Genomic DNA, 25,220 nt, shown 5'->3' with positions numbered 1-25,220 from the left:
CCCCGGCGGAGGCGGCTGCGGCCCGGAGCGAAGGCGCGGTCAGAGGCTCTGCCGACCGATGTCGCCTTCCTGCCAGCGCGCCTCGCTGCCCGCCAGGGCGCTAGCGATGTCGTTCAACCGCCCCGACGGCAGCTCCGACGGCAGCGGATCGAGCCCCGCGCTGGCGAAGATCTGACCATAGGCGTTACGCAGGTCGGCATAGGCCAGATCGCGCTCCAGCTCGGCGTGCAGCACGTTCAGCTCCCCCTGGATCAGCGCCAGCTCGCCGAGCCCGTCGGCCTGATAGCGGTTGCGCAGCTGCTCGACGATCTGCTCGTCGATCCCGGCCAGTTCCTGGCTGGTCTGGAAGCGCTGGCGCGCCTCGTGGTAGTTGGCGTTGGCCACGTGCAACTGGGCCAGCACGGCGATCGACATCGCCTGCCGGCGCGCCGCCGCCACCTGCTCGCCGGTCTTGGCCAGATTGATCGCCGCCGGCGCCTTGAGCACTTCGAACAGGTTCCAGGTGATCTTGGCCCCGTAGTCCGCCCAGCTCTGGTTGCTCAGGAAGGAGTTGCTGTCGTAGTGCGCGCCGGCGTTCAGCTCCAGGCCCGGCAGCATGCGTAGCATGGCCTTGCGGGTTTCCGCCGCGCTGATGCGCGCCTGGTAATCCTGCTCGCGCAGCTCGGGGCGGCTGGTCAGGGCCTCCTGCTCCAGCCGGCCCAGATCCACCTTGAGCTCCGGCACCCGGTACGAGCTGTCGTCGGTCAGGCTGAAATCGCTGCCCAGGGGCAGATTGATCAGGGTCGCCAGCTCGGTCTTGGCCAGAGACAGCGCTCGCCGCTGCTCCTTCAGCTGGCGGGTGGCCTCGATCAGCGCACGCTGGTAGCCCAGCGTCTGCACCACGTCGCCGACCCGCTCCTGGCCCATCTGCCGGCTGTTGTCCTGGGCGGACTGGACCCGCGCCATCAGGGTGTCGATCCGCTTGAGCAGACGCTCGGCGGTCAGCGCGCGCCAGTAGGCCGAGCGCACGTCCTGAATGATGGTGTGGACGACCTTGCGCCGGCGTTCCTTGATGATCAGCCGCTGGTCGGCCTGCTGCTTGGCGCTGACGTAGCTGACGCCGAAGTCCAGCACGTTCCAGACCATGGTCAGGTCGCCGATCTCGCGATTGCGGTCCTGGGAGGTCGAGGGCTCCAGCGACTGGTTGCCGGTCAGGATGCTGCGGCTGCTGGAGGCGCTGACGTTGCTGCGACCGGCATAGCCGGCCTGGAGGGCCATGCGCGGCAGCATGTCGAGGCGGGCCAGGTCCATCTGGCGGTAGGCCATGGCCTCCTCCATCACCTTCAGGCGCGCCTCGAGGTTGTACTTCACCGCGCGGGCCATGGCCGTGTGCAGCGTCAGCGGGCCGCTGAGCGGCTCCTGGTCCTTGAACATGATCTGCAGGTCGCTCTTCGCCCGCTGCTCGCTGGCCAGACGGTCGATCGGCTGGGTGTTGACCGCGCATCCACTGATGGCCAAGGCCAGTACGGAGATGCCTAACACTTTCTGACGTAATTGCATCCTGCGCCGCCCCCTTGTTACGGCACTTTTTTCGTTATTTAAGGATGTGGATATAAAAGGTGCTGGCAGTCGAATCGGTGGCTAAGCCCCCCTCATCTGCCGCAGCGCACGGGCCAGTTCGCCGAGCCGGCGCCGCTGGTTCTCCTGCAGCTCATGCAATTGCTGGCCCAGGCTGGGAGCGCCGGAGCCCGCGGCATCCCCCGGGACGTCGTCGAGGAGCGTCTCCGGGCCGTCCGTCATCCGGTAGTCCGCGAACAGCGCCGCCAGGCCGCTGGTATCGAAGCCCTGCCCCGTGCCCGAACCGTCCATACCGCGGCCGAACAGCCCGGCGATGAAGCCGGGCGGCATGCCGCCCTCACCGAACAGACTGGCCAGAGGTGGCAAGCCGCCCAGACGCTCGGGCTGCAACAATGGCGGAATCGACAACGGCGAGACGCCATGATCCGGATTCGGCGATACCGGGCCGAGCGACGGCCGGCTTTCCCCCAGCGCGACCGAACTGCCCAGCGTGGTGATCCGGAACTGCGGGTCGCCGGTCAGTGCCATCCGCGTATAGGACTCGCCGCTGGCCCCCGCCAGCAGGGCGTTGCCGACCTGGTCGACGATCCCGCTGCCGGCGCCGGCCAGTTGCAGGGTCAGGCTCCCCTCCCCGCTCACCCCATCCAGGACCACCCGGTAGGTGCGCGGATCGAGCTGGACCACCGAGCTCACGGTGGCGTGGGCGCTGCCGGTCGTGGCCAGCACGAAGTCGCCGGCATCGACGCCGCTGACGGCTTCGTCGAAGGTCACCCGGTAGCTCAGGCTGCCGGCGCTGGTCGGGTTGGCGCTCTCGCGCACGATGGCGCTGACGGTCGGCGCGACGGCATCCACCTGCACCCCGGCGCTGTCGGCCACCCCGTTCAGCGCCGGCTGCAAGGCATTGCCGATGCCGTCGCGGAGGCTGCCGCCGTTCGGCTCGATGACACTGCCCACAGCGATGCCGTCGCCGTCGTGGTCGCCGGTCTGCACCTGGTAGCGGAACACCAGGGCGCTGCTCCCCGAACCCGAGACGTACTCGGCGTAGCGCGTCGTCCCGCCGATGTCCACGGCCAGCCGCGGGGTGCCGCCCGCGGTATCGACGACCACCGCCTCGGACAGATCGACGACGAAGTCGAGATTCTGCCCCGCCACGTAGGTGGCGTCGGACGGGACGGCGACGCCGGTGACCGTCGGGGCGTTGCCGTCGATCACAAGAGCGCGCTGGCCGGCGATGGAGTCGAGCCCGCCCGGCGCCGGCAGGGCCAGGATGGCGTCGTCGCTGCTGACGTTGCGGATGGTCGCGCCGTTCAGGGCGAAGGCCCCGGTCGAGGCGTAGTCCAGATCGGCGCTGACGTCCCCCGCCTGCACGGTGTAGGCGAAGGTCAGGGTGTTGCTTCCCGAGCCGGAGAGATAGCTGGCGCTGCGGTCCGTGGCGCCGGTTTCCAGCAGCAGGCTCGGCGTGCCGCCGCTGGTGTCCACGATCACCGACTGATCGAAGGTGACGGTGAGCAGCAGCAGGTCGCCGACCTTGTAGCCGCCATCGGGGCTGCTCGCGCTCACGCCGGTGACCAGCGGGCTCACGCTGTTGACGGTGATGGCGATGCTGTCGGTGTCGCTCTGGGCCCCGCCGCTGCCGCTCAGCCCCTGGTCGTCGCTGACGATCTGCAGACTGGCCGGGCCGTTGTAACCGGGAGTGGGCGTGAAGCGCAGGCCGTCGAGGGCCTGGTTGATGTCGGTCAGGCTGCCCTCGAAGGTCATGCTGGCGTCGTTCGAGCCATCGCCGTAGAGGAAGCTGAGCCCGGAGGTTCCCGCGAGCGTGAGCAGGCCGCTGCCGGCGGTCAGCGTGACCCGGAGGCTGCCGCCGGCGGCGTCCACGTCGCTGACCGTGATGGCGTTGCCGTAGGCGGTGCCGAACACCAGAGCGGAATCCTGATCGACCGCCTGGGCGCCCGGCATGCCGTTGACCGGCGCATCGTTGACCGCGCTGACCATCAGGGTGGTTGTCGCCACTGCGCTCCGGTTGCCGCCCGCCCCGCTGTTGCCGCCGTCGTCCAGGGTCACGCTCAGCGTGACGCTGGCGGTGGAGTCGCTCGCCGTGGTGAAGCTCACGCCGTTGCCGGCGATGAACGCATTGAGGTCGGCCAGCGTGCCGTTCAGGGTCAGAAGCGCGGTGCCGCTGCCGGCTACCGTGACGGTGCCGCCGCCACTGGCGGCCAACGTGCCGCTGGAGACCGAGAGGGTCGCGGTGACGCTGCCACTGCCGGCGTCCACGTCGTCGAAGACGATGCCGCTCAGGGGCGAGGGCACATCCTCGACGACCGTCTGGGAGACCGGCACGGTCACGCCGGGGGCGTCGTTGACGGCATCGACCTGCAGGACAATCTGGGTGCTGGCGAGCTTGGCCCCACCGGAACCCGTATTGCCACCGTCGTCGATGCTGACCAGCAGGCTCGCATCGGCGGAGGCATTGCTGGCGGTGGTGTAGGTGACATTGCCGGCGGCAACGAAGGCGTTGAGGTCCGCGATGCTTCCGCTCAGGGTCAGGGAGGCGCTGCCGGAGCCGCTCACCGTGACATTGCCGCCGCTGACCGCGGCCAGGGTGCCAAGACCGCTGGCCTCCGACAGGACGACGGTGACGCTGCCGCCGCCGGCGTCCGTATCGCCGAAGGAGAGGCCGGTGAGCGGACTGGCAACGTCCTCGGTCACGCGGATGCTCGACGGCATGCTCAGGCTCGGCGTGTCGTTGGTGTCGACCACGCCGACCAGCCGGGTCGCCGAGTTGCTGGAGACGCCACCACCGTCGTTGACCGAGAAGGCGATGACGCGCGTGGCGGTATTCGGCGTCTCCGAGCTGTTGCCGTAGCTGACGGCGCGCAGGGCGGCCTGCCATTGGCCGAGGCTGGCGCTGGCGCCGGCCGAAGTCAGGGTCAGCGTGCCGGTGCCGGCATCGTAGCTCGCCACGATGTTGCCCATGGTGCTGCCATCGTTAACGAAGGACAGCAGGTCCTGCCCGGAGTAGAAGTTTCCGCTGATGGTCACCGTGGCGCTGGCCAGGGTGGCGCTGTCCGGATCGCTCAGGGTGAGGCCCGGGTCGATGGCCACGGGGATCGACCCAGCGCCGTCGGCCTCGATGAAGGTCGCCGAACCGCCGCTGGTAGTCACCACCGTTGCGTCCGCGACCTCGGTGACCACGAGGGTGAAGGGTATCGTCGCGCTCGAATAGGCGCTCGAATAGGCACTGCCCGAGGTCGTGTCGCCGGTCGAACGAACGGCGTTGGTGGAAGCCGTGCCGCTGCTCTGGTCCCAGGCCTTGAGGGCGAAGCTGGCGGTCTCGCCATGGATGCCATCGGGCTGATAGCGGATGAGGGCCGAGCTGTCGAGCAGGAGCGCCGCGCTGTCGCTGACGCTGCCGAAATCGGCCCAGCTCGCACCACCGTCGTTGCTGTACTGCCAGTTGCCATTGGAGGTGGCGGAGGTGATCGCGACCCCCGACAGCGCACCGTTGTCCACGTCGGTCCTATTCAAGGCTCCCAACAGGGCGGAGATGCTGAGCGAGGCGGTCGGAGTATCCTCGTTCGTCGGGCTCATCCAGACCGAGGCGGTAATGATCGACGGCGCATCGTTGACCGAGCTCACCAGCAGGCTCGCGGTGGCGGTCGAGGACGAGAAGGCGGTGCTGCCGCCGTTGCTGGCAGTATCGGCAAAGCTGCGGACGCCGGTGGCCGAAGCCGTCCCGCTGGTCTGGTCCCAGGCACGGAGGCTCAGGGTCGCGGTTTCGCCGTTCCTGCCGTCCGGCACGTAGCGCAGCTGGCTGCTGGCGGACAGCAGCAGCGCGCTGCTGGCGGACACCGTGCCGAGGTCGGTCCAGGTGCTGCCGTCGGTGGAATACTGCCAGATGCCGTTGCCCGTCGCCCCGCTGATGGCGATACCGCTTTGTCCGGGCCCGTCCCCATCGCCGTAGCCAAGACCGCTCAGCAGCGCAGAAACGGCGGTGCCATTCGAGGCATGGTCCTCGTCGGTGCCGCTCAGGGAGAAGGCGCCGGCCGACAGGGTCGGCGCATCGTTCGTCGCCGCCACGGTCACCGTGGCCGCTATCGAGAGGGCGGCAGTATCGATGCCACCATTGGCGGTGCCGCCGTTGTCGGTGATGCTGGTCAGGGTCACTACGCGGGGGGTCGCCGTACTGGGAGCGTCGCTTTCGTTGCGGTACGTGATGCCGTTCACCAGGTCGTACGTGCTCGACGCCGAGAGGCCACTCGCCTTGCTCAGCGTCACGGTCGCCGTGCCGCCGACGAGGCTGACGCTCGCGGTCATCCCGGTAACGGCGGTCGTGGTGGAGAAGCCGTCGATCAGCGGGATGTCCGTGCCCTCGATGGTGAGGATTTCCTGGGAGCCGTCTGCCAGGTTGGCGACCGTCAGGGTCAGTCCGGTGATGGCTTGGCCGGAGTCGCCGGCGCCTACACCGACGCCGCTGAACAGGTCCACCGCACTGCCGTTCTCGGTGTAGGTGGGCGTGCCGCCGGTTGCGATCAAGGCGGGCGGGTCGTTGACGGCAACGACCTGCAGGTAAACCATCCTGTTGGTGACCTTGGCCCCGCCGGAGCCCGTATTGCCGCCGTCGTCGATGCTGACCAGCAGCCTCACATCGAGGGTGGCATTGCTGGCGGTGGTGTAGCTCACATTGCCGGCGGCGATGAAGGCGTTGAGGTCGGCGATGCTCCCGCTCAGGGTCAGCTGGGTGCTGCCGGAGCCGCTCACCGTGACATTGCCGCCGCTGACCGCAGCCAGGGAGCCGAGATCGTCGACTTCCGACAGGATGACGGTGACGTTGCCACTGCCGGCGTCCACGTCGCTGAAGACGATGCCGCCCAGGGGCGTGGGAATATCCTCGACGACCGTCTGGGAGCCCGACACGGTCACGCTGGGGGCGTCGTTGACGGCATCGACCTGCAGGGCAATCTGGGTGTTGGCAGACTTGGCCCCGCCGGAACCCGTATTGCCGCCGTCGTCGATGCTGACCAGCAGGGTCGCATCGGCGGTGGCATTGCTGGCGGTGGTGTAGGTGACATTGCCGGCGGCGACGAAGGCGTTGAGGGCCGCGATGCTTCCGCTCAGGGACAGGGAGGCGCTGCCGGAGCCGCTCACCGTGACACCGCCGCCGCTGACCGCGGCCAGGGTGCCGAGACCGCTGGCCTCCGACAGGACGACGGTGACGCTGCCGCCGCCGGCATCCGCATCGCCGAAGGAGAGGCCGGTGAGCGGACTGGCGACGTCCTCGGTCACATGGATGCTCGACGGCACGCTCAGGCTCGGCGCGTCGTTGACCGGGGCGATGGACACGGTGGAGCTGGCGGTCGTGACCGTGTGGCTGTTGTTGTAGCCGCTATCGGTGAGGCTCGTGATGGTCACCACACGGCTGGCGCCCGTCGGATCGTTGCTGGCATTGCGGTAGGTCATGCCGTCGATCAGCGCGCTCATCTGGGTCTCGCTGAGACTCAAGCCGGACAGGGTGATGTTGACGGTGTTCCCGGTCTGGGAGATGTCGTAGGAGCCGATGCCGGCAATGGAGCCGTTGCTTACTACGAGGGGGATATCGGTGCCGGCGATATTGAGCTTCTCGCTCGTCCCGTTGCCGAGGTTGGCCACCGTCAGGGTCATGCCGGTAAAGGTCTGACCGCTGTCGTTGGTGAGGGCCGAAACGCCGCTGAACAGATCGACCGCGCTGCCCTTCTCGGTGAAGGTGGGGTTGCTACTGGTAGCGACGAGACTGGGGGCTACGTCCGGAGCCGCGACGTTGGCAACAGTGAAGCTGTCGAAGGTAACGTTGCTGGGATTGAGAAAATCGCCGTCGATCTGGATTCTGAAGCCGGTGATACCGGTGAAATTGGTGTAAGTTCCCGCAGAGAAGGAGTTGGAGCCACTGAAAGTCGTGAAAGTGGTCGTCACTTCGCCGCCACCCGGCTTGTAGCCGGTCACCGTGAAGGTGAAATTGCCGTCATTGGTGTACTTGGCAAAGTGGATGCCGGTCAGGTCGAAGCTGCCGAGGTTCGAGCCATCGGCACTCACGGAGAAATAGCCAGACAAATCGCCCGGCATGGAGTCCAGGTAGACGCCATTGACGGCGAGGGTGTTATCACCGGGATCACCCAGCAGGGGATCGCTCGTGACCAGCGTGAAGCCGGGAAAGAAGCTGTCGGTCGAGGTCAACTCGGTCAGGTCCTTGATCCCGTTGCTCGGCAGCGTCAGGAGGATGTCCGCGCCGACCAGTTGCTGCGTATCCAGGACCAGCGGTGCCTCGACATTGCCGCTCCGGTATTCCAGCTCCCAGTCGCCACCGCGCGAGGCGCTGCCGGTGGCATCGGTCGAGGCGGCGACGTCGGCGCCGGTGGCTGCGGCCAGGGCATCGACGAAACTGGCACCCTGGCTGCCGGCCGCCACGTCGCAGCCGTAGAGCAGGATGTCGCCGTCCGTGCTCAGCGCGGCGCCCAGCTGGGCGAGCAGGGGCTGCTGTTCGGCGATCGTGCCTTCCTGCAGCCACAGGTCGCCCAGTTGCAGCGAGCCGCTGCTGCCGTGGCCGACGAGGTGAATCGCCGAATAGCCCTGGTGGCTTTCCGCCCATTGCGCCATCTGCTCCAGGGCATTGCCGCTACCGTCCAGCACCACCACTTCCACATCGCCCTGGATGGCGCCGAGCAGCTCTTGGTAGCCGTCCAGCCGGCTGTCGATGAACACCACCTGCGGCCCTGTGGCCACCACGCCCGAGCCATCCGGTTGCGTTGCGGAAGGAGCGGAGGCCTGGTCGGTGGTCGGGTCCGAAGCGCTCGCATCGGTCTGGGTCGCGTCGGCGGTCTGGGCCGCATCCACGGTGGTAGCGACGGCGGCTCCGTCGAACATCATGCGCGGTTCGAGCGCACGGATCAGGGCGCCGGATGTCTGCGGCACGCGGATGCTGGTGGGGGTACGCCGGGAAGTGCCGATGATGCGCTTCAGCCACTCCATTCTTGTTCTCCTTGTCAATGCGCGAAAGCGGTTCGGTTAACGGTGGGTGCCTGCTGCAGGCCCACGGAGCCACCAATAACCATACGTTCTTTAATGTTAAATCGCCACTATTCAAGTACTCGATGTGCTTGGCATTTTTCGCACTACCTGCATCGCATTCCTTGCCTTCACCCGGGCCCTCCTCTTGAATGCGCGCGCCGACGCCTCGGGCGCCGGCTCATCCATGGAGCTCCCGCGTCTCCCCCGGCGCCCACTGCCGGGCACCGGTGAGGCGCGGACTGCAAAAACGAAAACGAGTAACGGACACATGATCATCGACACCAAGCTCAAAACAGCCGCGGCCCTGCTGGCCCTGGCGGCCTCGGGTAGCGCCCACGCCTGCGGCTCCGAACCCTATATCGGCGAGGTCTGCACCTTCGCCTCCAACTTCTGCCCGCGGGGCTACGCTCCGGCGAACGGCGCACTGCTGTCGATCTCCCAGAACTCGGCGCTTTTCGCGCTGCTGGGCACCACCTACGGCGGGGATGGCCAAACGACCTTCGCCCTGCCCAACCTCCAGGGGCGCTCGGTGGTGAACGTCGGCCAGGCTGCAGGCCTCTCGCCCGTGACCCTGGGCCAGCAGCGCGGCTCCGAGTCGGTCGCCCTGGGCGCCAACAACCTGCCTGCCAGCAACCTCAACGTGACCCTCAACGCTCTGCAGGCCAACGGCACCCAGAAGATCCCCTCCGCCGGCAGTCTCCTGGCGGTCACCAACACCGGAGATCGCTCGAGCACGACCCAGGTGCCGACCTACGCTCCGGCCGGCACCGGCGGCACCCAGGTCGCCCTGGGCGGGCTCACCGCCACCCTGGCCGGCGGCAATCAGCCCGTGTCGACCCTGCCACCGCAGCTCGGCATGACCCTGTGCATCGCCACCGAGGGCATCTTTCCGTCTCGCCCCTGAGCGCCTCACCACCGCCTGCCGCCTCGTCGCGGCAGGCACTGCGGCTCAGAAGCCGCTCTCGCGGATTCCCAGCGCCGCCAGCCGTCTCCCGACGAGCCCCAGCAACGACTCTCCCTCGCCTTCCAGCACCACCACCCCACGCAGGGGACGGACCGGTGCGGGGAAGGCATCCCGCAATTCCAGCCTGACGCCGTACTGCCCCTGCACGGGCACGGCCCGCTGCTGCTCATCGCGGCGCACGGCGATGGGGCCGCCCCGGTCCGAGGCGAGGGCCTCCAGCTCCAGGTGGGCGGCGCCGGTGGCATCCACCTCGGCAAGCCGCACCGGCAGTGCCGCCCGGGTCGGGTCGTCGGCAACGAAGCGCCCCTCGGCTCCGGCCTCGACCCGCCACAGCGCCGCCTCCTCCAGATAGCCGCGCAGGCGCAGGCCGGGCTCGACCACCCGCAGCAGCACCGTCTGCGGCGCCAGCCAGCGGCCGGGGGTCAGATCCCGCGCCAGATCGCGCACCGTGCCGGCCTGCGCGGCGCGCAGTTGCAGGCGCTGGCGCTGGGCGGCCAGGCCGCGGTATTCGGCCAGCGCCTCGGCCAGGCGCTGTTCGAGCACGCCGACGTCGGCCACCGTCTCGCTGCGTCCGGCCTGGCGGCGCAATTGCAGCTGCAGCAGCTCGATCTCGCGGCGGGCGATGGTCTGTTTCGCGTCCAGATCGGGCGACTCCAGCTCGATCAGCAGGGCGCCCAGCTCCACCGTCTGGCCGTCCGTCACGTGCAGGCGCTTGAGGCGCGCCGGCAGCGGCGCGTGCAGGGCCGTGGCGCGGGACGCCTCGAGCACCGCCGGCAGCTCCACGCCGCCGCGCCAGGGCAGCGCCAGCAGCGCCAGTCCGGCGCACAGCAAGGCGCCGCTGACCAGGCTACGGCCGCGCTGCGCCTCCTGGCGGCGGCGCCACCATTCGCGCCCTTCGTGGAACACCGGCAGGCCGATGAACCAGGTCAGCTCGACCAGCATCAGGAAGAGGCCCAGCAGCTTGAAGAACAGGTGGTAGACGGTCAGGGCGATGCCGAAGAACAGCACGGCGCGCCACAGCCAGGCACCGTAGCCCCACAGCAGCAGGCGCCGGCGCAGGCCGGCCGGCCAGGGCTCGGGCATCGGTTCGGCGAAGCCGAACAGCGCCTCGCGCAGACGCCAGCGACAGAGGGCGAAGGCCCGCGCCTGGAGATTGTCCACCCCCCACAGGTCGCTGAGCAGGAAGTAGCCGTCGAAACGCATGAAGGGGTTGAGGTTGATCAGCAGGGTGGTGATCCAGGTGGCGCTGGCCAGCAAGAAGGCCGCGCTGCGCGCCGGGCCGTCGGGCAGCAGCGACCAGGCCAGCAGCGCAAGGCAGGCCAGCAGCAGCTCGGCGAGCACGCCGCCGGCGCCGATCAGGAGCCGCGAACGGCGATCGTTCACCCGCCAGGCGTCGCTGACGTCGGTGTAGAACAGCGGCAGCAGGACCATGAAGGCCAGCCCCATGCTCTGCACACGGCAGCCGGCGCGCTTGGCCATGTAGGCGTGGCCGAACTCGTGGCAGAGCTTGGCGAACAGCAGCGCGGCGCCGAAGGCCAGCAGCCCGCCCAGGCTGAACAGGTGCGGGAAGGTGGCGACGAAGCGCTCCCAGTCGCGGGCCGCCAGCAGCAGCCCGAGCCCGCCCACCGCCGGCAGGCCGTAGCGCAGCAGGCGCGGACCGTGGCGCTCCAGCCAGGGCCAGGTGCGCTCGAGGAAAGGGTCGGGCCGCCACAGGGGAATGCGGAAGAACAGGTAATGGTGCAGCAGGCGCTGCAGCGGCCCCTGGCGCTGGGCGGCGACCTTGCGGGCATAGCCGGCGCGCTGCTCGGCGTCCAGGCCGACGATCAGGTCGTGGCCGCGCAGGAAGCGCAGCAGTTCTTCCAGCATGGCCTCGTCCAGCGGCGCGCCCGGCTCGGCGTTGGCCGCCGTCAGCACCTGCGCCGTCTCGCCCAGCGCCCAGTGGCGCAGCAGGCGGATGGCATCGGCGCCCAGTTTGAAATAGCGGCCGCGCAGGGGGTCGGCCAGGGTCCACTGCGGTGCGCCGTCCGCTGCCGGGGCGGCGGACGAGAGCTGCAGGTCGGGGCGCAGGGGCGGCAGCATCATCTACAGGCCCACGCTCTGACGCAGGGCGGCCAGCGGCCGGCGCAGCAGGAACAGCCCCAGCGGCACCCGCTCGCCGTACAGCTTGGCGGTGCCGCGCAGGCCGATGCGCGGCGCCGCCGCGGCGAAAGAGGCATCCAGCCGGTAGGCCAGTTGGCCGGCGGCCGAGGTCTCGGCCTCGTAGGCCTGGCGCTCCAGACGGGCCTCGTGGCGGTGCAGCGGGTCGCTGTCGAGGAACAGGGCGACTTCGGCGCCCGGCGCCAGATCGATGGCGTCGCCCACCGGCAGCTCAATGCGCAGCTCGGCCTGAGCCGGATCGGCGAGCTCCAGCAGGCGCTCGCCGGTCTGCACCGGCTTGCCGGTCCAGCGCTCGGCGTCGGCGAACACCGCGATACCGTCGCGCTCGGCGCGCAACTCGCTGCGCGCCAGCAGATCGCGGGCGTAATCCCGCTCGGCGCGCTTCTGCTCGACCCGCGCGGCCAGCAGATCCAGGCGTGCGCTCGACTCGGCGTCGGCGAAAGCGCGCTGGGCATTGGCCTTGAGTTCCGCCTCGGCCACGCCCAGCGCCCGCTCGGCGACGTCGGCCTGCGCCCTGAGGGTGGTGTCGTCGAAACGCAGCAGCAGGTCGCCGGCGCGCACCGGCTGGTTGGGCTTGACCAGGAATTCGCCGACCACCCCGTCCAGCGGCGCGGCCACCACCCGGCCGCCGAGCGGCACGACCTCGGCCGGCGCCAGCACCGATTGGCGCACCGGCAGCAGCAGGCCGAGCGACAGCGCCGCCCCCAGCGCCAGCAGGCGGCGGCGCGGCCAGCGCAGACGCCACGGTTGGCGCGGCTGCAAGGCCAGCCAGGCGTGGGCGTAGGTGTCGCCGAGCTGGGCCAGCAGCGCCTGCTCGGCCGGACTCCAGGCCCGCTCGCGAGCCAGCCAGAGACCGCCGAAGACCTCGTCGCGGCGGTCCTTGAAGGGCAGCCAGAAGGCTTCGGCGGCGGACAGCTCGCGCCAGTCGGCCTGGGTCTGGGCGTCCAGCCAGGAGGGGACCACCACCCCGGCATCCGCCTGCCGTCCCTGGGCCAGCAATTGCGCCGCGGCACGCTCGACGAAGGCCACGAAGGGCGCGTTGGGCTCCACCTGGCTGACGCCGCTGAGCGCGCGCACCCGACCGGCGATCAGCAGCGCGGCATGACGGAAGCCGAACAGCGCCTGGCCGTCGTTGACCAGGGCGTAGGCCAGTTGCCCGCTGTCCGCTGCCGCCCGGGCCTGACGCTCGAGCAGGAGGAACTGGGCGAAGATCTGCTCGGCCTGGGCGGCAGGGGCGTTCATGGCTTGGCCGAGAAGCACGCCGTGCCGCTCATGCCGGCCAGCAGGCCCTGGGCATCGGCCGGCAGGCTGCCGATCAGCAGCAGCATCTGGCTGCCCTCGTCGATCCGCGCACCGAGCCGCTTGACCTCGGCACGCAGCGGCTGACCGGTCTCGTCGGGGGTGAAGGTGAAGGCGTCGCCGGGCCGGAAACGGCTCAGCCAGCGCGAGGGGATCAGCAGGTGGATCTCCAGGCTGCGGTTGTCCACCACCTCCAGCAGCGGCGTGCCGGCCGCGACGCTCTCATGGGGCTGGACCTTGCGCGCCACCACCCGCCCGGCGAAGGGCGCGTTCAGCGTGCAGCGCTTGACCTGCACCTGATGGACCTGGGCCTGGGCCTGGGCCTCGGCGTGCCGCGCCTCGGCCAGCGCCACCTCGAAACGGCCCACCGAGTTGTAGGAGGCCAGCTGGCGGTTGTGCGCCAGCTCCTCGCCGGCGGCGCGCGTTCCCGCCTCGGCGGCGCGCAGCTGGGCCTGGTAGGCGCTGCAGTCGAAACGCACCAGCACGTCGCCCTTGTCGAAGGACTGCCCCTCGGCGAAGGGCATCTCCAGGATGCGCCCGGCCAGCTCGCCGGACAGCATGGCCTGGTCACGGGCGCGCAGCACGCCGCGCGCCTCGTCCGCCGAAGCGTTCGAAGCCTCCGCGGGAGGCGATGACAGCAGGGGATCGGCCAACGCCACGGCCTCGGCCGGCGCCTCGGCGCGGGCGGCTCCGCTGGCGAGAAGACAGCAGGCGGCGGAAGCTGTGAGGATCGATCTGAACATGCGCGTTCCCTGCGGGAGATGACGCGCGCAGTCTACTGAAGGGGCTAACAGTGGCAAGTAGCCATAGCACCTTGGTATGCGGCAAAACGCCACATCTCTTGGGACTTTGCCCTACCGCCGAGCGCCGATCAGTCCGCGTCGCGCGGCAGCATCAGTCCGAGGGGCAGGCGCACCCGCGCCTCCAGGCCGCCGCCGGGGCGGTTGCGCAGCTCGACGCTGCCGCCGTGCTGGGCGGCGATGCGCTTGACGATGGCCAGACCCAGGCCGGTGCCCTTGCCGCCGCGGGCGCGGTCGCCACGGATGAAGGGATTGAAGATCTCGCCCATTTCCGCCGCGTCGATGCCGGGGCCGCGGTCCAGCACGCTGAGGACCACGTAGGGCGCGCTGTGGTCGCCGGCCACGTAGGCGGCCACCTCGACCTGCTCGCCGCCGTGGCGCAGGGCGTTCTGGATCAGGTTGGCCAAGAGGCGCTTGATCGATACCCGGCGCAGGGGGAACGGCGGGATCGGCTTCAGGCACAGGCGCACGCTCTGCCCGCCCTGGTTGAACGGCGCCGCCACCTCGCGCACCAGCTCGCCGAGGTCGAGGGTCTCCAGCGGCTCGTCGCGGCCGTCGCGGATGAAGGCGAGGAACTGGTCGAGGATGGCGTCCATGTCCTCGATGTCGCGGACCATGTCCTCGGTCAGTTCGGAGTCGCCGCCGAGCAGTTCCAGGGAAAGGCGCAGCCGGGTCAGTGGCGTGCGCAGGTCGTGGGACACGCCGGCGAGCATCAGCTCGCGCTCGCGGCCGGCCTGCTCGACGTCCTCGGACATCTGGTTGAAGGCGCGGTACAGCTCGGTCATCTCGCTCGGGCTGTCGCTGACCGGCAGGCGCACGCTGCGGCCCTGGCCGATCTGCCGGGCGGCGGACACCAGCTGCTTGAGCGGAGCGCTCAGGAGGCGGACGAAGATCCAGGAAGCCGCGGTGGACAGGAGGCCGATGCCGAGGAACCAGCCGAGCACGTTCCAGATCCGCTGGCCGCGCAGCGGGTGCGGGTACATGGGCACGCGGATCCAGTCCGCCCCGAGGCTCGGTGCCATCACCCAGAGCGCCGGGGTGGGCTGCCCACGCACCCGTACCTGGGTGTCCGGCCCCAGCTCCTCCTGCATCTGGCGCTGGAAGATCTCGCTGTAGGGCCAGTGGTACTCGGTCGGCGGCACGCCTTCCTGGGTCACCGTCTGCAGCTCAGCCGCCGTGGCGATGCGCGGGCGGTCCTCGGGGGACGCCGCCCAGTAGGCGCGCAGGGTCAGCGCCGCGCCGTGGCTGTACTGGCGGTCGACCAGGAGGTCCTCGTTCATCATCAGGTAGACCACGGTCAGCACCTTGGAGAACAGCACCACGATCAGCACCATCCACAGGGTGCGGGCGAAGAAGCTTTGCGGGAACCAGACCGGGGTTTTCATCGATGGAACCAGGCAGTCACGGGATCGGCGGCGCCCAGCCGGGAGCGTCGCCCTGTCGGAGGATGGAGAGGAACGCGCCAGCCTACGCCTTGACGCCGTCCGGCACGAAGACGTAGCCGACGCCCCAGACCGTCTGGATGTAGCGCGGCTTGGACGGGTCCGGCTCGATCATCCGGCGCAGGCGGGAGATCTGCACGTCGATGGAGCGCTCCAGGGCGTCCCACTCGCGGCCGCGGGCCAGGTTCATCAGCTTGTCGCGGGTCAGCGGCTCGCGGGCGTGCTGCACCAGCGCCTTGAGCACGGCGAACTCGCCGGTGGTCAGCATGTGCACCTGGTCGCCCTTCTTCAGCTCGCGGGTGGCCAGGGACAGCTGGTAGTCGCCGAAGGTCACCACCTCGTCCTCGCTGGCCGGCGCGCCGGGCACCAGCGGCGCCTGGCGGCGCAGCACCGCCTTGATCCGCGCCAGCAGCTCGCGCGGGTTGAACGGCTTGGCCAGGTAGTCGTCGGCGCCCATCTCCAGGCCGTGGATGCGGCTGGACTCGTCGCCCTTGGCGGTGAGCATGATGATCGGCACCTGGTTGCCGCCTTCGCGCAGGCGACGGCAGGCGGACAGGCCGTCCTCGCCGGGCAGCATCAGGTCGAGCACCACCAGGTTGAACAGCTCGCGGCCGAGCATGCGGTCCATCTGCTCGACGTTCTCCACCGCGCGCACGCGGTAGCCCTGCTCGGCGAGGAAACGCTCGAGCAGGCGGCGCAGACGGGGATCGTCGTCGACGACGAGAATCTTTTCGCCTTCGGACTGGGCGCTGCTGGTAGGACTCATCGAAACTCCTCGGAAACCATCCGGCCGATTATGACCCAGGCGCCTTCGAGGCGCGCCCGGGCATTGTTAGCAGATTTTACGCCCCTTCCCTCACTTGAAGTCGCCGTAGGCCTGCAGCGAGTCGGTGCCGGACGGCAGGGCGCCCTGCCAGGGCTCGAAGGTGTAGCGCAGGTAGACCTGCGCCTGGCTGGGGGCGTAGTCCGGGCTGTGCTGCCACTCGAAGCCGCCGCCGAGCACCCAGTGATCGCTCAGGCGGCGCTCCAGCTTGCCGCCGAAGCGGTAGCCGAGGGTGCCGCCGTTGCCCCCCTGGCGGACGTTGGCCGCGGCCAGGGCCTGCGGGTCGAGCCCGCTCTGTGCCGCCAGGTCGGTCACCAGCCCGCTCAGCGGGTAGTACTCGCTGGAGCTGCTGTGCGACCACGAGCGGCTCACCGCCCCTTCCAGCAGCAGCGACCAGTCGGCGTTACGCCAGGCATAGGTAACCGGCAGGCCCACCGAGAACCAGCGCTGCGGGCTGTAGTAGCCGCCCTGGCCGAGGCTGTAGTCGCCGAGGTCCTTGTCGAAGTGCCAGAACATGGCGTTGGTGCCGATGCGCAGGCGCTGGTCGACCCGGTCGACCAGCTTGTAGTAGTAGCCGCTCATCACCCGGGTGCGCCGGTTGTCGGCGACGTTCAGCCCGCGCAGCCAGTGCTGGCCGAAGTCGGCCCAGACGCCGTGGCGGCCGCCGTGGTCGTAGCTCAGGCCGAGGCTGGCGCCGCTGGCGGTGACCCCGCCCCAGTGGGTGCCGGTGCGCGGGTCGACGGCGCCGGCGTAGGACAAGAGCGAGTTGGTCAGTGGCCGGCGCGAGGCGGTCAACGTCCAGCCCAGGCCGGCGTAGTCCCAGGAATAGCTGGCCCCGCCCAGCCAGTTGCCGACCGTGAAACCCAGAGGCGAGTGGCCGAGATCGACGGACCAGCGCTCGTTCTGCCAGCCGACCGCCACGGTGGTACCACTGTCCCTCGGATGGGTGCCCTGACAGTCCTTCAAGCCTGTATTGCGGATATCACAAGTACCGAAACGCTCTGTATGCGTTCCATCATCCTCGGTCTTGAAGCGGCCAGCGTCCATCTGCACTTCCTCTGCGCGCAGGAAGGCCCGTCCGCTGGCCAGCGGCAGGTCGAGCTGGAGTATGGTGGTATCGAACTTCAGGTCGGATATCCCGGGGGTTACCTTACCATTCCGCCAGCCGAAGTCGTGCTGCACGCGCAGGGTCGGGTTCTGCGCCTGGTAGAGGGTATCGACCGAGCCGCGCAGGCTGCGCGCGAGCCAGTCGTCGCCCTCCTGCGGCCGGCTGGCGCGGGTCAGCGCGCGGTCGTCGCGCGGCGCCGCCTGCTCCGGGGTCAGCGCGCCGGTGGCCTGCAGGGCGCGGGCGTAGAGGTCGAGGGCGCGCTGCGGCGCCGGGCCCTCCTGCAGCCGCGCCGCGTCGCGCAGCAGCAGCGGATCGTCGGCGACCGGCTCGGCCAGCAGCTGCTCGAACAGCTCCCGGCCACGCGCCGGCTCGCCCACCGCGGCCCAGGCGTTGGCCAGCCGGCGGCGGGCGTTGCGCTGGTCGGCGGCGAACGCCGGCGGCGAGCGGAGCAGCTCGCGGCGGGCCGGCCCCAGCCAGCCGAGGTCGATCCAGCTCTCGATGCGACCGAGGCGCGCCTCCGGCTGCTGCGGATCGCGCTGCAGCACCCGCTGGAAATACTCCAGCGCCGCGCCCGGCTGGTCGCGCTGCCGGGCCCAGTCGGCCAGGCGCAGCAGATCGTCGTCGGCGATCTCGGCCTGCCCTTCGAGCAGGGCGATGGCGGCCGGCTCCTGCCCGGCGGCGCGCAGGGCCTCGGCGCGGGCCAGCAGCTGGCGGTGGCGCAGGCGCGCGGCCAGTTGCCCGATGCCTTCGTCCCAGGCGCTGCGCGGCAACGCCGCCAGGCTGGCCAGGGCCTCGTCGTCGCGCTCGCCGGAGGAAAGGTACAGGGCATGGGCATAGCGCGCCTGCGGGTCGCCGCCCCGCCGCTCCAGCAGATCGGCGAACACCGCGTCGGCCGTGGCCGGCCGGCCCTGCTCGCGCAGGTTGCCGGCCAGCCGGTAGGCCAGCCAGGGATCGTCCGGCGTCAGGCGCCGCGCCGCCGTCAGCAGTTCGCCGACGCGCCGCAGGTCGCCGCGCGCGGCGGCGGCTTCGGCCTCGGCCTGCAGGCGCTCGCCGCGCAGCCCGCGCTGGGCGTCGGCGAAGGGCGCCTGCTGGTCGGGCGGCAGGCTGTCCAGGAAGGCCAGCGCGCGCTCCGCCGACTGGCTGCGGTACAGCTTGAACAGGCCCCACAGGGTCGCGCGGTTGCCCGGCTCCAGGCGATAGGCCTGCAGCAGCAGGCTCTCGGCCTCGGCCGCCTGCCCGCGGGCCTGCGCCAGAGCGGCCAGGCCGACCAGCGCCTCGGGGCCCTGCGGGCGCAGCTGGCGGGCCAGACGGTAGAGCGAGGCGGCCTGCTCCGGCGGCGCCGATTCGGCCTGCTCCAGCAGCGCCCAGTAGCGGGTGGAATCGTAGAGATCGCGCCACTTGTCGATCAGCCGGGTGTTCTGCTCCAGCCGGTGCGCCTCGGCGAAAGCGCCCAGGGCTTCGCCGTGACGGCCCTGGCGCACCAGCGCCAGACCCAGCGCCCCGTGCAGCCCGGCATCCTCCGGCCGGCCGCGCAGGGCGCGGCGCAGCTCGGCTTCGGCACCCGGCGCATCGCCCTGCTCCAGCAGCGCCAGGCCGCGCTGGCCGGCCTGCCAGGCCGGGTCGGCGATCAGCCGGCGCTGGGCGTCGAGGGTCGCCCGCGCCTCGGCCAGCAGCGGCGAATCCGGGTAGCGCCGGACGAACTCCTGCCAGGCGGCGACGCTGGCGGCGCTCGCCGGCTGCTCGGCGAGATACTGGTATTCGCGCTGCGAGGCGGCCTTGCTCGCCTGCGGGTCCGCGGCCAGTTCGTGGAGCAGGCGCCGGGCCTCGTCGGGGCGGCCTTCGTCGAACAGCAGATCGGCCAGGGTCTGGTGCAGGCCGGCGTGCTCCGGGTAGAGCCGCTCCAGCTCGCCGAGCCGTTCCACCGCCAGGGCACGCTCGCCGTCCTGGCGGCTGCGCAGGCGCCAGTACTCCAGCGCCAGTTCGAGACTCGGCGGCTGGCCTTCGAGGAGACGGTCGTAAGCCGCGCGGGCCTCGGCCAGGCGCCCGCTGGCGGCCAGCAGGCGGGCCTCCTGCAGGGCCTGGCGGCCCTCCGGTTCGGCCAGCCTGAGCAGCACCCGCGCCTGCCGTCCGGCGGGCGATTCGGGCGCCTGGTGCAGCAGTCCGTCGAGGTCGCGGCGCGCCGCTTCCAGGTCGCCGCGGCGGATCGCCAGGCGCGCCGCGGCGAGCTCGGCCTCGGGATCGTCGCTCTGCAGCTCCTGCAGGCGCTCGAGGGCGCCGTCGACCAGATCGTCGCGCTCCAGCGCCTCGCCCAGACGGACCTGGCCGAGCAGCCAGGCGCGCTGCTCGTCGGCCGAGAGGGCGCGCGGCTGCGCCGCGGCAGGCGGCAGCAGCGCCGCGCAGAGCAGCAGCGGGGCTAGCGTGCGCATGTCGACTCCCAGGCCGGCAGCAGGCGACCGTCGCCGGCGAAGCGGAAGCGGCCGTCGTCCCAGCCGCCGCCGAACAGGGTCAGCACCTGGTCGTAGTAGGCGTCCGCGGCCGCCGGCTGATGAACCAGACGCTCGCGCTGGAGGGCGTGGGCGGCCGGTTCCAGGCGCGCCAGCAGCGGCAGCAGGGCGGCGGAGAAGCCCACCGGGCCCTGCCCTTCGGCGCGGCCGTCGGCGGCGTCGATGCGCTCCGGCGGCGTGCCGCGGGCGGCGACCAGCTCGACCATGGGCGCGAAGTGCTTCTGCAGCGCGGCGCGGCCGGGCGCCTCGTCGGCCAGCATGCCCAGCCACAGGTAGACGCGGATGGCGTCGTAGTCGCCCTCGCTGCCGTGCTCGGGATCGGCGGCCCAGCCCTGCCCGCGCCGCCACAGCAGCCAGTCGGGGGCCAGGCCCTTGGGCGCGCCCTCGCGCAGCAGTCGGGCGGTATTGTCGGCCAGCTCGGCCCAGACCGGCGCCAGGTCGGCGAAGCGCTGCAGGAGCTGCGGCGGCAGGTAGCTGGGGTTGAGCCGCCAGCCGGCCTCGGAGACGAAGCCGCGGTCGCCCGGCAGCAGCATCAGGCCAAGCCCCGGCAACGGCTGCAGGGTCTGCGCCGCGCTGCGCCAGAGCAGGTCCTGGCCGAGCCGGGCGTAGTCCGGCCGCCGCCACAGACGGCCGGCCTCGAGCAGGCTGTAGGCCAGCCACAGGTCGGCGTCGCTGGCGTTGTTGTCGTCCAGCACCCGCCAGCGGCCGTCGTCGGCCCTGCCCCACTGCCAGGCCGGCAGGTGGCGGCGCAGGTCGCCGCCGGCCAGGTTGCTCTCGGTCCAGCGCAGCAGGCGGGCGAAGCCGTCGCGGTCGTCGGCCACCAGAGCGAAGAACAGCGCGTAGGCCTGCCCTTCCGAGGTGGTGACCTGGCGCGGCGAGGAGCGGTCGATCACCCGTCCGTCGGCGCTCACCAGCGCCTCGCGGAAGCGCTGCCAGGCCGGCCAGGCGCAGTCGGCGGCGCCCGCCGGCAGGATCGTCAGGGCGAGCAGCACGGCACAGAGCCAGCGTCCCATGTTCAAGCCTTCTCCAGGCGGCGGCGCGCCACGGCGCGCAGCAGGACCCAGACCAGCACGGCGCCGAGCACGATGGTCAGCGCCGCCACCGCGGCCATCAGCACCGGATGGCCGGTCAGGTGGAACCAGAGCAGCAGCCACCACGGCAGCTGGCCGACGTAATACGGCTCGCCGACGAACTGGCTGCTCACCCCGCTGCTGCGGATCAGCGCCAGCGAACCGGCCAGCGCCTCGCGCGAGCCGCTGTCGGCCAGGGCGCCGCGCAGCAGGGCGTAGTCGGCCGGCTGCGCGGCGAGCAGGGCGACGATGCTGCGCCCGACGTGCTGCGGCGACTGCATGCCCACCACCGCGGCGATCGGCGCCTCGGCGGCGATCTCCACCGCCGCCTGCGGCGCGACCCCGCCCTCGAGCTGCCGGCCGGTGGGCTGCGCCCGCACCGCCCGGCCGGCGAGCAACCGGTCGTAGGGCGCCGCCAGCTTCACCTCGAGGTCGGCGCGCTCGCGCAGCGCCTGCGGCCAGTCGCCGAGCAGCAGCAGATCGGCGTCGGTCTGCGCGGCCACCTGCCAGTCGTCGGTCAGGCGCACGCCGAAGGCCGGATAGCCGATCTGCGCGCCGATCCCGCCGAGGGTTTCGAGCAGGGTCGCCACCTGCTCCTCGTGCGCCTCGCGCGGCACCAGCACCAGGGTCTCGGAGAGGTCGGCCATGCGGCTGAAGGGGAAGCCGCTGCGGGCGAAGGCGCGCAGGTCGGGCAGGGCCATGTAGTGGTGGTAGCCGGACAGGTCGATGGTCGAGTTATCGTCGATGGCGCCGTGCATCGCCACCGGCAGGTTGGTCAGGCAGCGGTCGCGCTGGGCACTGGCCGAGACGCTGGCGAAATCGAAGGAAAAGCTCAGGCGGTTGCGGTCGCCGACCTTCAGCGAAGGCACCAGCAGGTCGCTGCTCTCGCTGCCGGAGTCGCCGCCGCGCACCGCCAGACGCAGTTCCTCCAGCTCGCTGCGCTGCTCGCGGCCGCGCAGCTCCAGGCTGGTCAGGAACTGGTCGTTGAGGCGGATGTTCAGCCGCGAATCCTCGGGGTTGCCGGGCACGCTGTAGCGGTACTGGGTACGCAGGGGAATGCCCTGGTTGCGCCAGACGAACAGGTCCGGCGGCAGATTGATATCGAGTCCGACAGGCGGCGGCTGCAGGCCGCTGACCTGCAGCTGCTGCGGGTAGTCGAGCAGCTCGGCGAAACGCACCGGGCGGTCGGTGGGCGTCCAGTTCGGCGCGTCGTAGGGCTGGCGCGGCGCCGGCGGCGGCAGCTCGCCGACGGCCACGCGGCTGCCGCGCAGCAGCGGGCCGCCGAGGGCCAGGGCCTCGACCGCGCGCAGCAGGTCGGCGTCGTCGCGGCCGCGCACCAAGAGCAGCTTGGTATAGGGGTTGTCCGGATGGTCGATCAGCTCCAGCACCGGCCCGTCGACCGCCGGGAAGCGCGCGGCGTCGGCGAGGAAGGTCGGGCGCCGGTCATTGGTGGCGAACGCCACGGCGGCCCGCGGCGGCTTGTCGCCGGCCTCCGGCAGGCGGTCGAACAGCGCCGGGAAGCGCGCGCCGCGCCAGCCCGCCAGGCTGCCGAAGTAGGACGCGAGCACTGCCGCGGCGCGCTGCTCGCCGAGCCCCGGCGCGCCGGCGAACACCACCGGCAGCTCCAGGGCGGCGTTGTCCTGGCCGTCGAAGAACGGCGCCGGGAAGTGCGCCAGGTCGCCGGGCAGGCTGAGCGCCTGCTCGTCGAGCAGGATCGCGCTGTCGCGGCTGACACTCAGCCACAGGGCGCTGTTGGCCGGGTCCTCGCAGGCTTCCGCGTAGTGCCCGACGAACTCCAGGCGCAGGCGGTTGAAGTCGCCGAGCAGGCGCGGGTCGAGGGCCAGCTCGCCGCGCTGGGCCTGGCCGGGCCGGTCGTGGTCGACGCCGAGCACGCCCATCAGGCGGTCGTTGAGGTAGACCCGCAGGTGCGACAGCCCCGGGATCAGCGATGGCGACGGGGTGAACTCCAGGCTCAGGCGCGCGGCACTGACCAGCCGGTCGCGGCGCAGGCCGAACTCGATCTGCTGGCTGTTGCGGATGCCCAGCAGCATCACGTCGCTGGCGTAGCCCAGGTCGCTCAGGCGCCGGCTGCGCTGCCAGACCGGCGGCAGATCGGCGGCCGGCGCGGCGGGAACGGCGACGGGCGCCGAGGGCGCCGGAACGGCCGGAGCCCTCACGGTGGCGGCCGGCGCGGCCTGGGTCGCGGCGGACAGAACGAGGGCGGCCATCCAAGGCTTGAGCGACAGGGTCATACGGGCAGGGCTCGCGAAGAGAATTGTTGGTTGGAGGTGCGAGGCGCACGGGGCAGGAAGCTGGCGCACCAGCGCAGCGACCGCAGCAGCCGCTCCAGCAGCGGGCGGATCGGCTGCGGGGCGTGCTCGACCAGGCGCACGTAGCCGTGCAGTCCCAGGGACAGGACGTCGAGGAAGTTGCCCAGCAGGCGCTCCTCGTCCTGCTCCCGGTACCAGTCGAGCCAGGCGTCGGCGCGGGCGAAGGTGCACTGCACCAGGTCGATCTGCTGCTGCCGGGACAGCTCGTCGAAGCGGATGCCCAGGTGCTGGCCGAGGCAGTGGGTCAGCCGGCCGGCGAAGGCGAACTCGCGCGTGCCGCGGTGCAGCAGCAGCCAGACCGGGGTCTCCGCCTTGAGCTGGAGCTCCAGCGGCAGCTCGATGCCGGCGCCGCCGCTGGAATAGTCGAGCAGCACGCCGCTGAACAGCCGGCCATCGGCCAGGCGCAGCGCCGCCGGCAGGCGCGCCGGCACTCGGTGGTTCTGGCGGATCTGCCGCACCTCGGCGGCCACCGCCACGGCGGCGCCGATGATCAGCAGGTTGTAGGTCACCCACAGGGCGCTGACCAGCACCGTGGCCCGCTCGTTCGCGGGGCCGTAACCCAGGCGCCAGGCGGCGAAGCCGAGGCCGAGGAAGTTGATCGCGGCGAGGGCCAGGTAGGGCCAGGCGGTGCGCCAGTCGAACTGGTCCTTGGCCATCATCCCACCCTTGACGGTGACGTTGAACTTGCCCTTGCTCGGATCGATCAGCGCCAGGGTGGTCGGCCAGGCGATGTACCAGGCCAGCACCGTCTCGTACACCTCGCCCCAGAAGCTGTGCCGGTAGGCGCCCTGCATCCGCGAGTTGGCCAGGCTGGCGTGGACCATGTGCGGCAGCACCTGGAGCACGATCATCGCCGCCGGCGCGTAGATGATGTAGGCGTGCAGCAGCAGGAAGGCCAGCGGCGCGGTGAGGAACACCAGGCGCGGCAGGCCGGCCAGGAAGTGCAGCATGGCGTTGGCGTAGCACAGCCGCTGGAACAGGTTCAGGCCGCGGCCGAACAGCGGGTTGTCGATGCGGAAGATCTGCGCCATGCCGCGCGCCCAGCGCACCCGCTGGGCGATGTGCGCCGACAGGCTCTCGGTGGCCAGCCCGGCGGCCTGGGGGATGCGCAGGTAGGCCGAGCTCCAGCCGTGGCGGTGCAGGCGCAGGGCGGTGTGGGCGTCCTCGGTGACGGTCTCCACGGCGAAGCCGCCGATCGCATCCAGCGCGGCGCGGCGCAGCACGGCGCAGGAACCGCAGAAGAAGGCGGCGTTCCACAGGTCGTTGCCGTCCTGCACCAGGCCGTAGAACAACTCGCCCTCGTTGGGCCGGCGGCGGAACACGCCGAGGTTGCGCTCGAAGGGGTCCGGGGAGAAGAAGCGGTGCGGGGTCTGCACCAGCGCCAGCTTGGGATCGAGCAGGAACCAGCCGACGGTGAGCTGGAGGAAGGAGCGCACCGGCACGTGGTCGCAGTCGAAGATCGCCACCAGCTCGCTGTCGATGTGGCGGAGGGCGTGGTTGAGGTTGCCGGCCTTGGCGTGGCGGTTGTCCGGCCGGATCAGGTAGCCGACCCCGACCTCCTCGGCGAAGCGGCGGAAGCTCTCGCGCTTACCGTCGTCGAGGAGGTAGATGCGCAGCTTGTCCGCCGGCCAGTCGAGGGCGAGGGCGGCGTACACGGTGTTGCGCACCACCGCCAGATCCTCGTTGTAGGTGGGGATCAGCAAATCGACCCGCGGCCACAGGCTCGGGTCCGCCGGCAGCTGTGCCGGCTGGCGGTGGAGCGGCCAGCAGGTCTGCGCGTAGCCGAGCATCAGGATCAGCCAGGAGTAGGTCTCCGCCGCCAGCAGGACCAGGCCGCAGATCAGGTCGAGGCTGTGGCTCCAGTTCAGGGTCGCGGTGTAGCGCCACCACAGGTAGCGGCAGGAGACGATCACCGACAGCATCACCAGCAGCAGCACGGGGAAGCGCCCCGGCAGGCGCCGCACCAGCATGGCCAGGCTCCACAGCAGCAGGACGAAGACCACCTGCGCCAGGTAGCCGAAGGGCTCGGTGATGCACAGCAAGGCCAGCACCAGGGCGAGCCCGCCGGCCAGCACCAGCGCGGCCCGCCGGCCGGCGGGCGAGCTGCGCCGCAGGCCGGCCTCGGCGC

At 71.0% G+C, this 25,220-nt stretch carries 12 protein-coding genes; 1 reads left to right on the top strand and 11 read right to left on the bottom strand.

All coding sequences use genetic code 11. The features are described 5' to 3' along the window. Positions 1-39: 39 nt before the first annotated feature. Both ACFOJE_RS05130 and ACFOJE_RS05125 read right to left on the bottom strand, forming a co-directional pair. A complete protein-coding gene (locus tag ACFOJE_RS05130; RefSeq protein ID WP_377813233.1) occupies positions 40-1,521 on the bottom strand; it encodes a TolC family protein in 1,482 nt (493 codons plus the stop codon). A 99-nt stretch (positions 1,522-1,620) separates the two neighbouring features. Next, positions 1,621-8,556: a DUF4347 domain-containing protein gene (locus tag ACFOJE_RS05125; RefSeq protein WP_377813209.1), complete on the bottom strand. Its 6,936-nt coding sequence runs from the start codon at positions 8,554-8,556 to the stop codon at positions 1,621-1,623. Between the two features lie 307 nt (positions 8,557-8,863). Here ACFOJE_RS05125 and ACFOJE_RS05120 point away from each other — a divergent pair, with 307 nt between their 5' ends. Further along, on the top strand, positions 8,864-9,499 hold the full coding sequence (locus tag ACFOJE_RS05120) for a phage tail protein (RefSeq protein WP_377813208.1): 636 nt from the start codon (positions 8,864-8,866) through the stop codon (positions 9,497-9,499). 45 nt (positions 9,500-9,544) lie between these two features. Here ACFOJE_RS05120 and ACFOJE_RS05115 read toward each other — a convergent pair whose 3' ends face one another. From ACFOJE_RS05115 to bcsA, 9 genes are all read right to left on the bottom strand, one after another. Beyond that, on the bottom strand, positions 9,545-11,641 hold the full coding sequence (locus ACFOJE_RS05115) for a site-2 protease family protein (protein WP_377813207.1): 2,097 nt from the start codon (positions 11,639-11,641) through the stop codon (positions 9,545-9,547). Further along, positions 11,642-12,958, bottom strand: a complete 1,317-nt coding sequence (locus ACFOJE_RS05110; protein WP_377813206.1) for an efflux RND transporter periplasmic adaptor subunit — start codon at positions 12,956-12,958, stop codon at positions 11,642-11,644. It lies immediately after the preceding gene. Next, on the bottom strand, positions 12,955-13,758 hold the full coding sequence (locus ACFOJE_RS05105; RefSeq protein ID WP_377813205.1) for an efflux RND transporter periplasmic adaptor subunit: 804 nt from the start codon (positions 13,756-13,758) through the stop codon (positions 12,955-12,957). The genes ACFOJE_RS05110 and ACFOJE_RS05105 overlap by 4 nt, the downstream gene beginning before the upstream one ends. A 128-nt stretch (positions 13,759-13,886) precedes the next feature. After that, entirely contained in the window at positions 13,887-15,200 is a 1,314-nt protein-coding gene (locus tag ACFOJE_RS05100; protein WP_377813204.1) for an ATP-binding protein, read from the bottom strand. A gap of 82 nt (positions 15,201-15,282) precedes the next feature. Further along, entirely contained in the window at positions 15,283-16,023 is a 741-nt protein-coding gene (ompR, locus tag ACFOJE_RS05095; protein WP_377813203.1) for an osmolarity response regulator transcription factor OmpR, read from the bottom strand. A gap of 90 nt (positions 16,024-16,113) precedes the next feature. Next, positions 16,114-19,614, bottom strand: a complete 3,501-nt coding sequence (bcsC, locus tag ACFOJE_RS05090) for a cellulose synthase complex outer membrane protein BcsC (protein WP_377813202.1) — start codon at positions 19,612-19,614, stop codon at positions 16,114-16,116. Then, complete coding sequence (gene bcsZ / locus ACFOJE_RS05085; protein ID WP_377813201.1) at positions 19,602-20,705, bottom strand: cellulose synthase complex periplasmic endoglucanase BcsZ; 1,104 nt, start codon at positions 20,703-20,705, stop codon at positions 19,602-19,604. The genes bcsC and bcsZ overlap by 13 nt, the downstream gene beginning before the upstream one ends. A 2-nt stretch (positions 20,706-20,707) precedes the next feature. Beyond that, a complete protein-coding gene (gene bcsB, locus ACFOJE_RS05080; RefSeq protein ID WP_377813200.1) occupies positions 20,708-23,014 on the bottom strand; it encodes a cellulose biosynthesis cyclic di-GMP-binding regulatory protein BcsB in 2,307 nt (768 codons plus the stop codon). Then, positions 23,011-25,220, bottom strand: a 2,210-nt coding sequence (gene bcsA / locus ACFOJE_RS05075; protein ID WP_377813199.1) for a UDP-forming cellulose synthase catalytic subunit, incomplete at its 5' end; no start/stop codon positions are given. The genes bcsB and bcsA, both read right to left, overlap by 4 nt.

This window comes from Azotobacter bryophylli, assembly GCF_042643485.1.
Taxonomy (GTDB): Bacteria; Pseudomonadota; Gammaproteobacteria; order Pseudomonadales; family Pseudomonadaceae; genus Azotobacter; species Azotobacter bryophylli.
The sequence above is the reverse complement of the archived record's forward strand: the minus strand, read 5'-3'. Positions and strand labels throughout refer to the sequence as shown.

Coding starts and splice junctions, on each gene's coding strand:
- bcsC (WP_377813202.1), bottom strand. CDS start 19,614: ATGCGCACGCTAGCCCCGCTGCTGCTCTGCGCGGCGCTGCTGCCGCCT.
- ompR (WP_377813203.1), bottom strand. CDS start 16,023: ATGAGTCCTACCAGCAGCGCCCAGTCCGAAGGCGAAAAGATTCTCGTC.
- bcsB (WP_377813200.1), bottom strand. CDS start 23,014: ATGACCCTGTCGCTCAAGCCTTGGATGGCCGCCCTCGTTCTGTCCGCC.
- ACFOJE_RS05115 (WP_377813207.1), bottom strand. CDS start 11,641: ATGATGCTGCCGCCCCTGCGCCCCGACCTGCAGCTCTCGTCCGCCGCC.
- bcsZ (WP_377813201.1), bottom strand. CDS start 20,705: ATGGGACGCTGGCTCTGTGCCGTGCTGCTCGCCCTGACGATCCTGCCG.
- ACFOJE_RS05100 (WP_377813204.1), bottom strand. CDS start 15,200: ATGAAAACCCCGGTCTGGTTCCCGCAAAGCTTCTTCGCCCGCACCCTG.
- ACFOJE_RS05125 (WP_377813209.1), bottom strand. CDS start 8,556: ATGGAGTGGCTGAAGCGCATCATCGGCACTTCCCGGCGTACCCCCACC.
- ACFOJE_RS05110 (WP_377813206.1), bottom strand. CDS start 12,958: ATGAACGCCCCTGCCGCCCAGGCCGAGCAGATCTTCGCCCAGTTCCTC.
- ACFOJE_RS05120 (WP_377813208.1), top strand. CDS start 8,864: ATGATCATCGACACCAAGCTCAAAACAGCCGCGGCCCTGCTGGCCCTG.
- ACFOJE_RS05105 (WP_377813205.1), bottom strand. CDS start 13,758: ATGTTCAGATCGATCCTCACAGCTTCCGCCGCCTGCTGTCTTCTCGCC.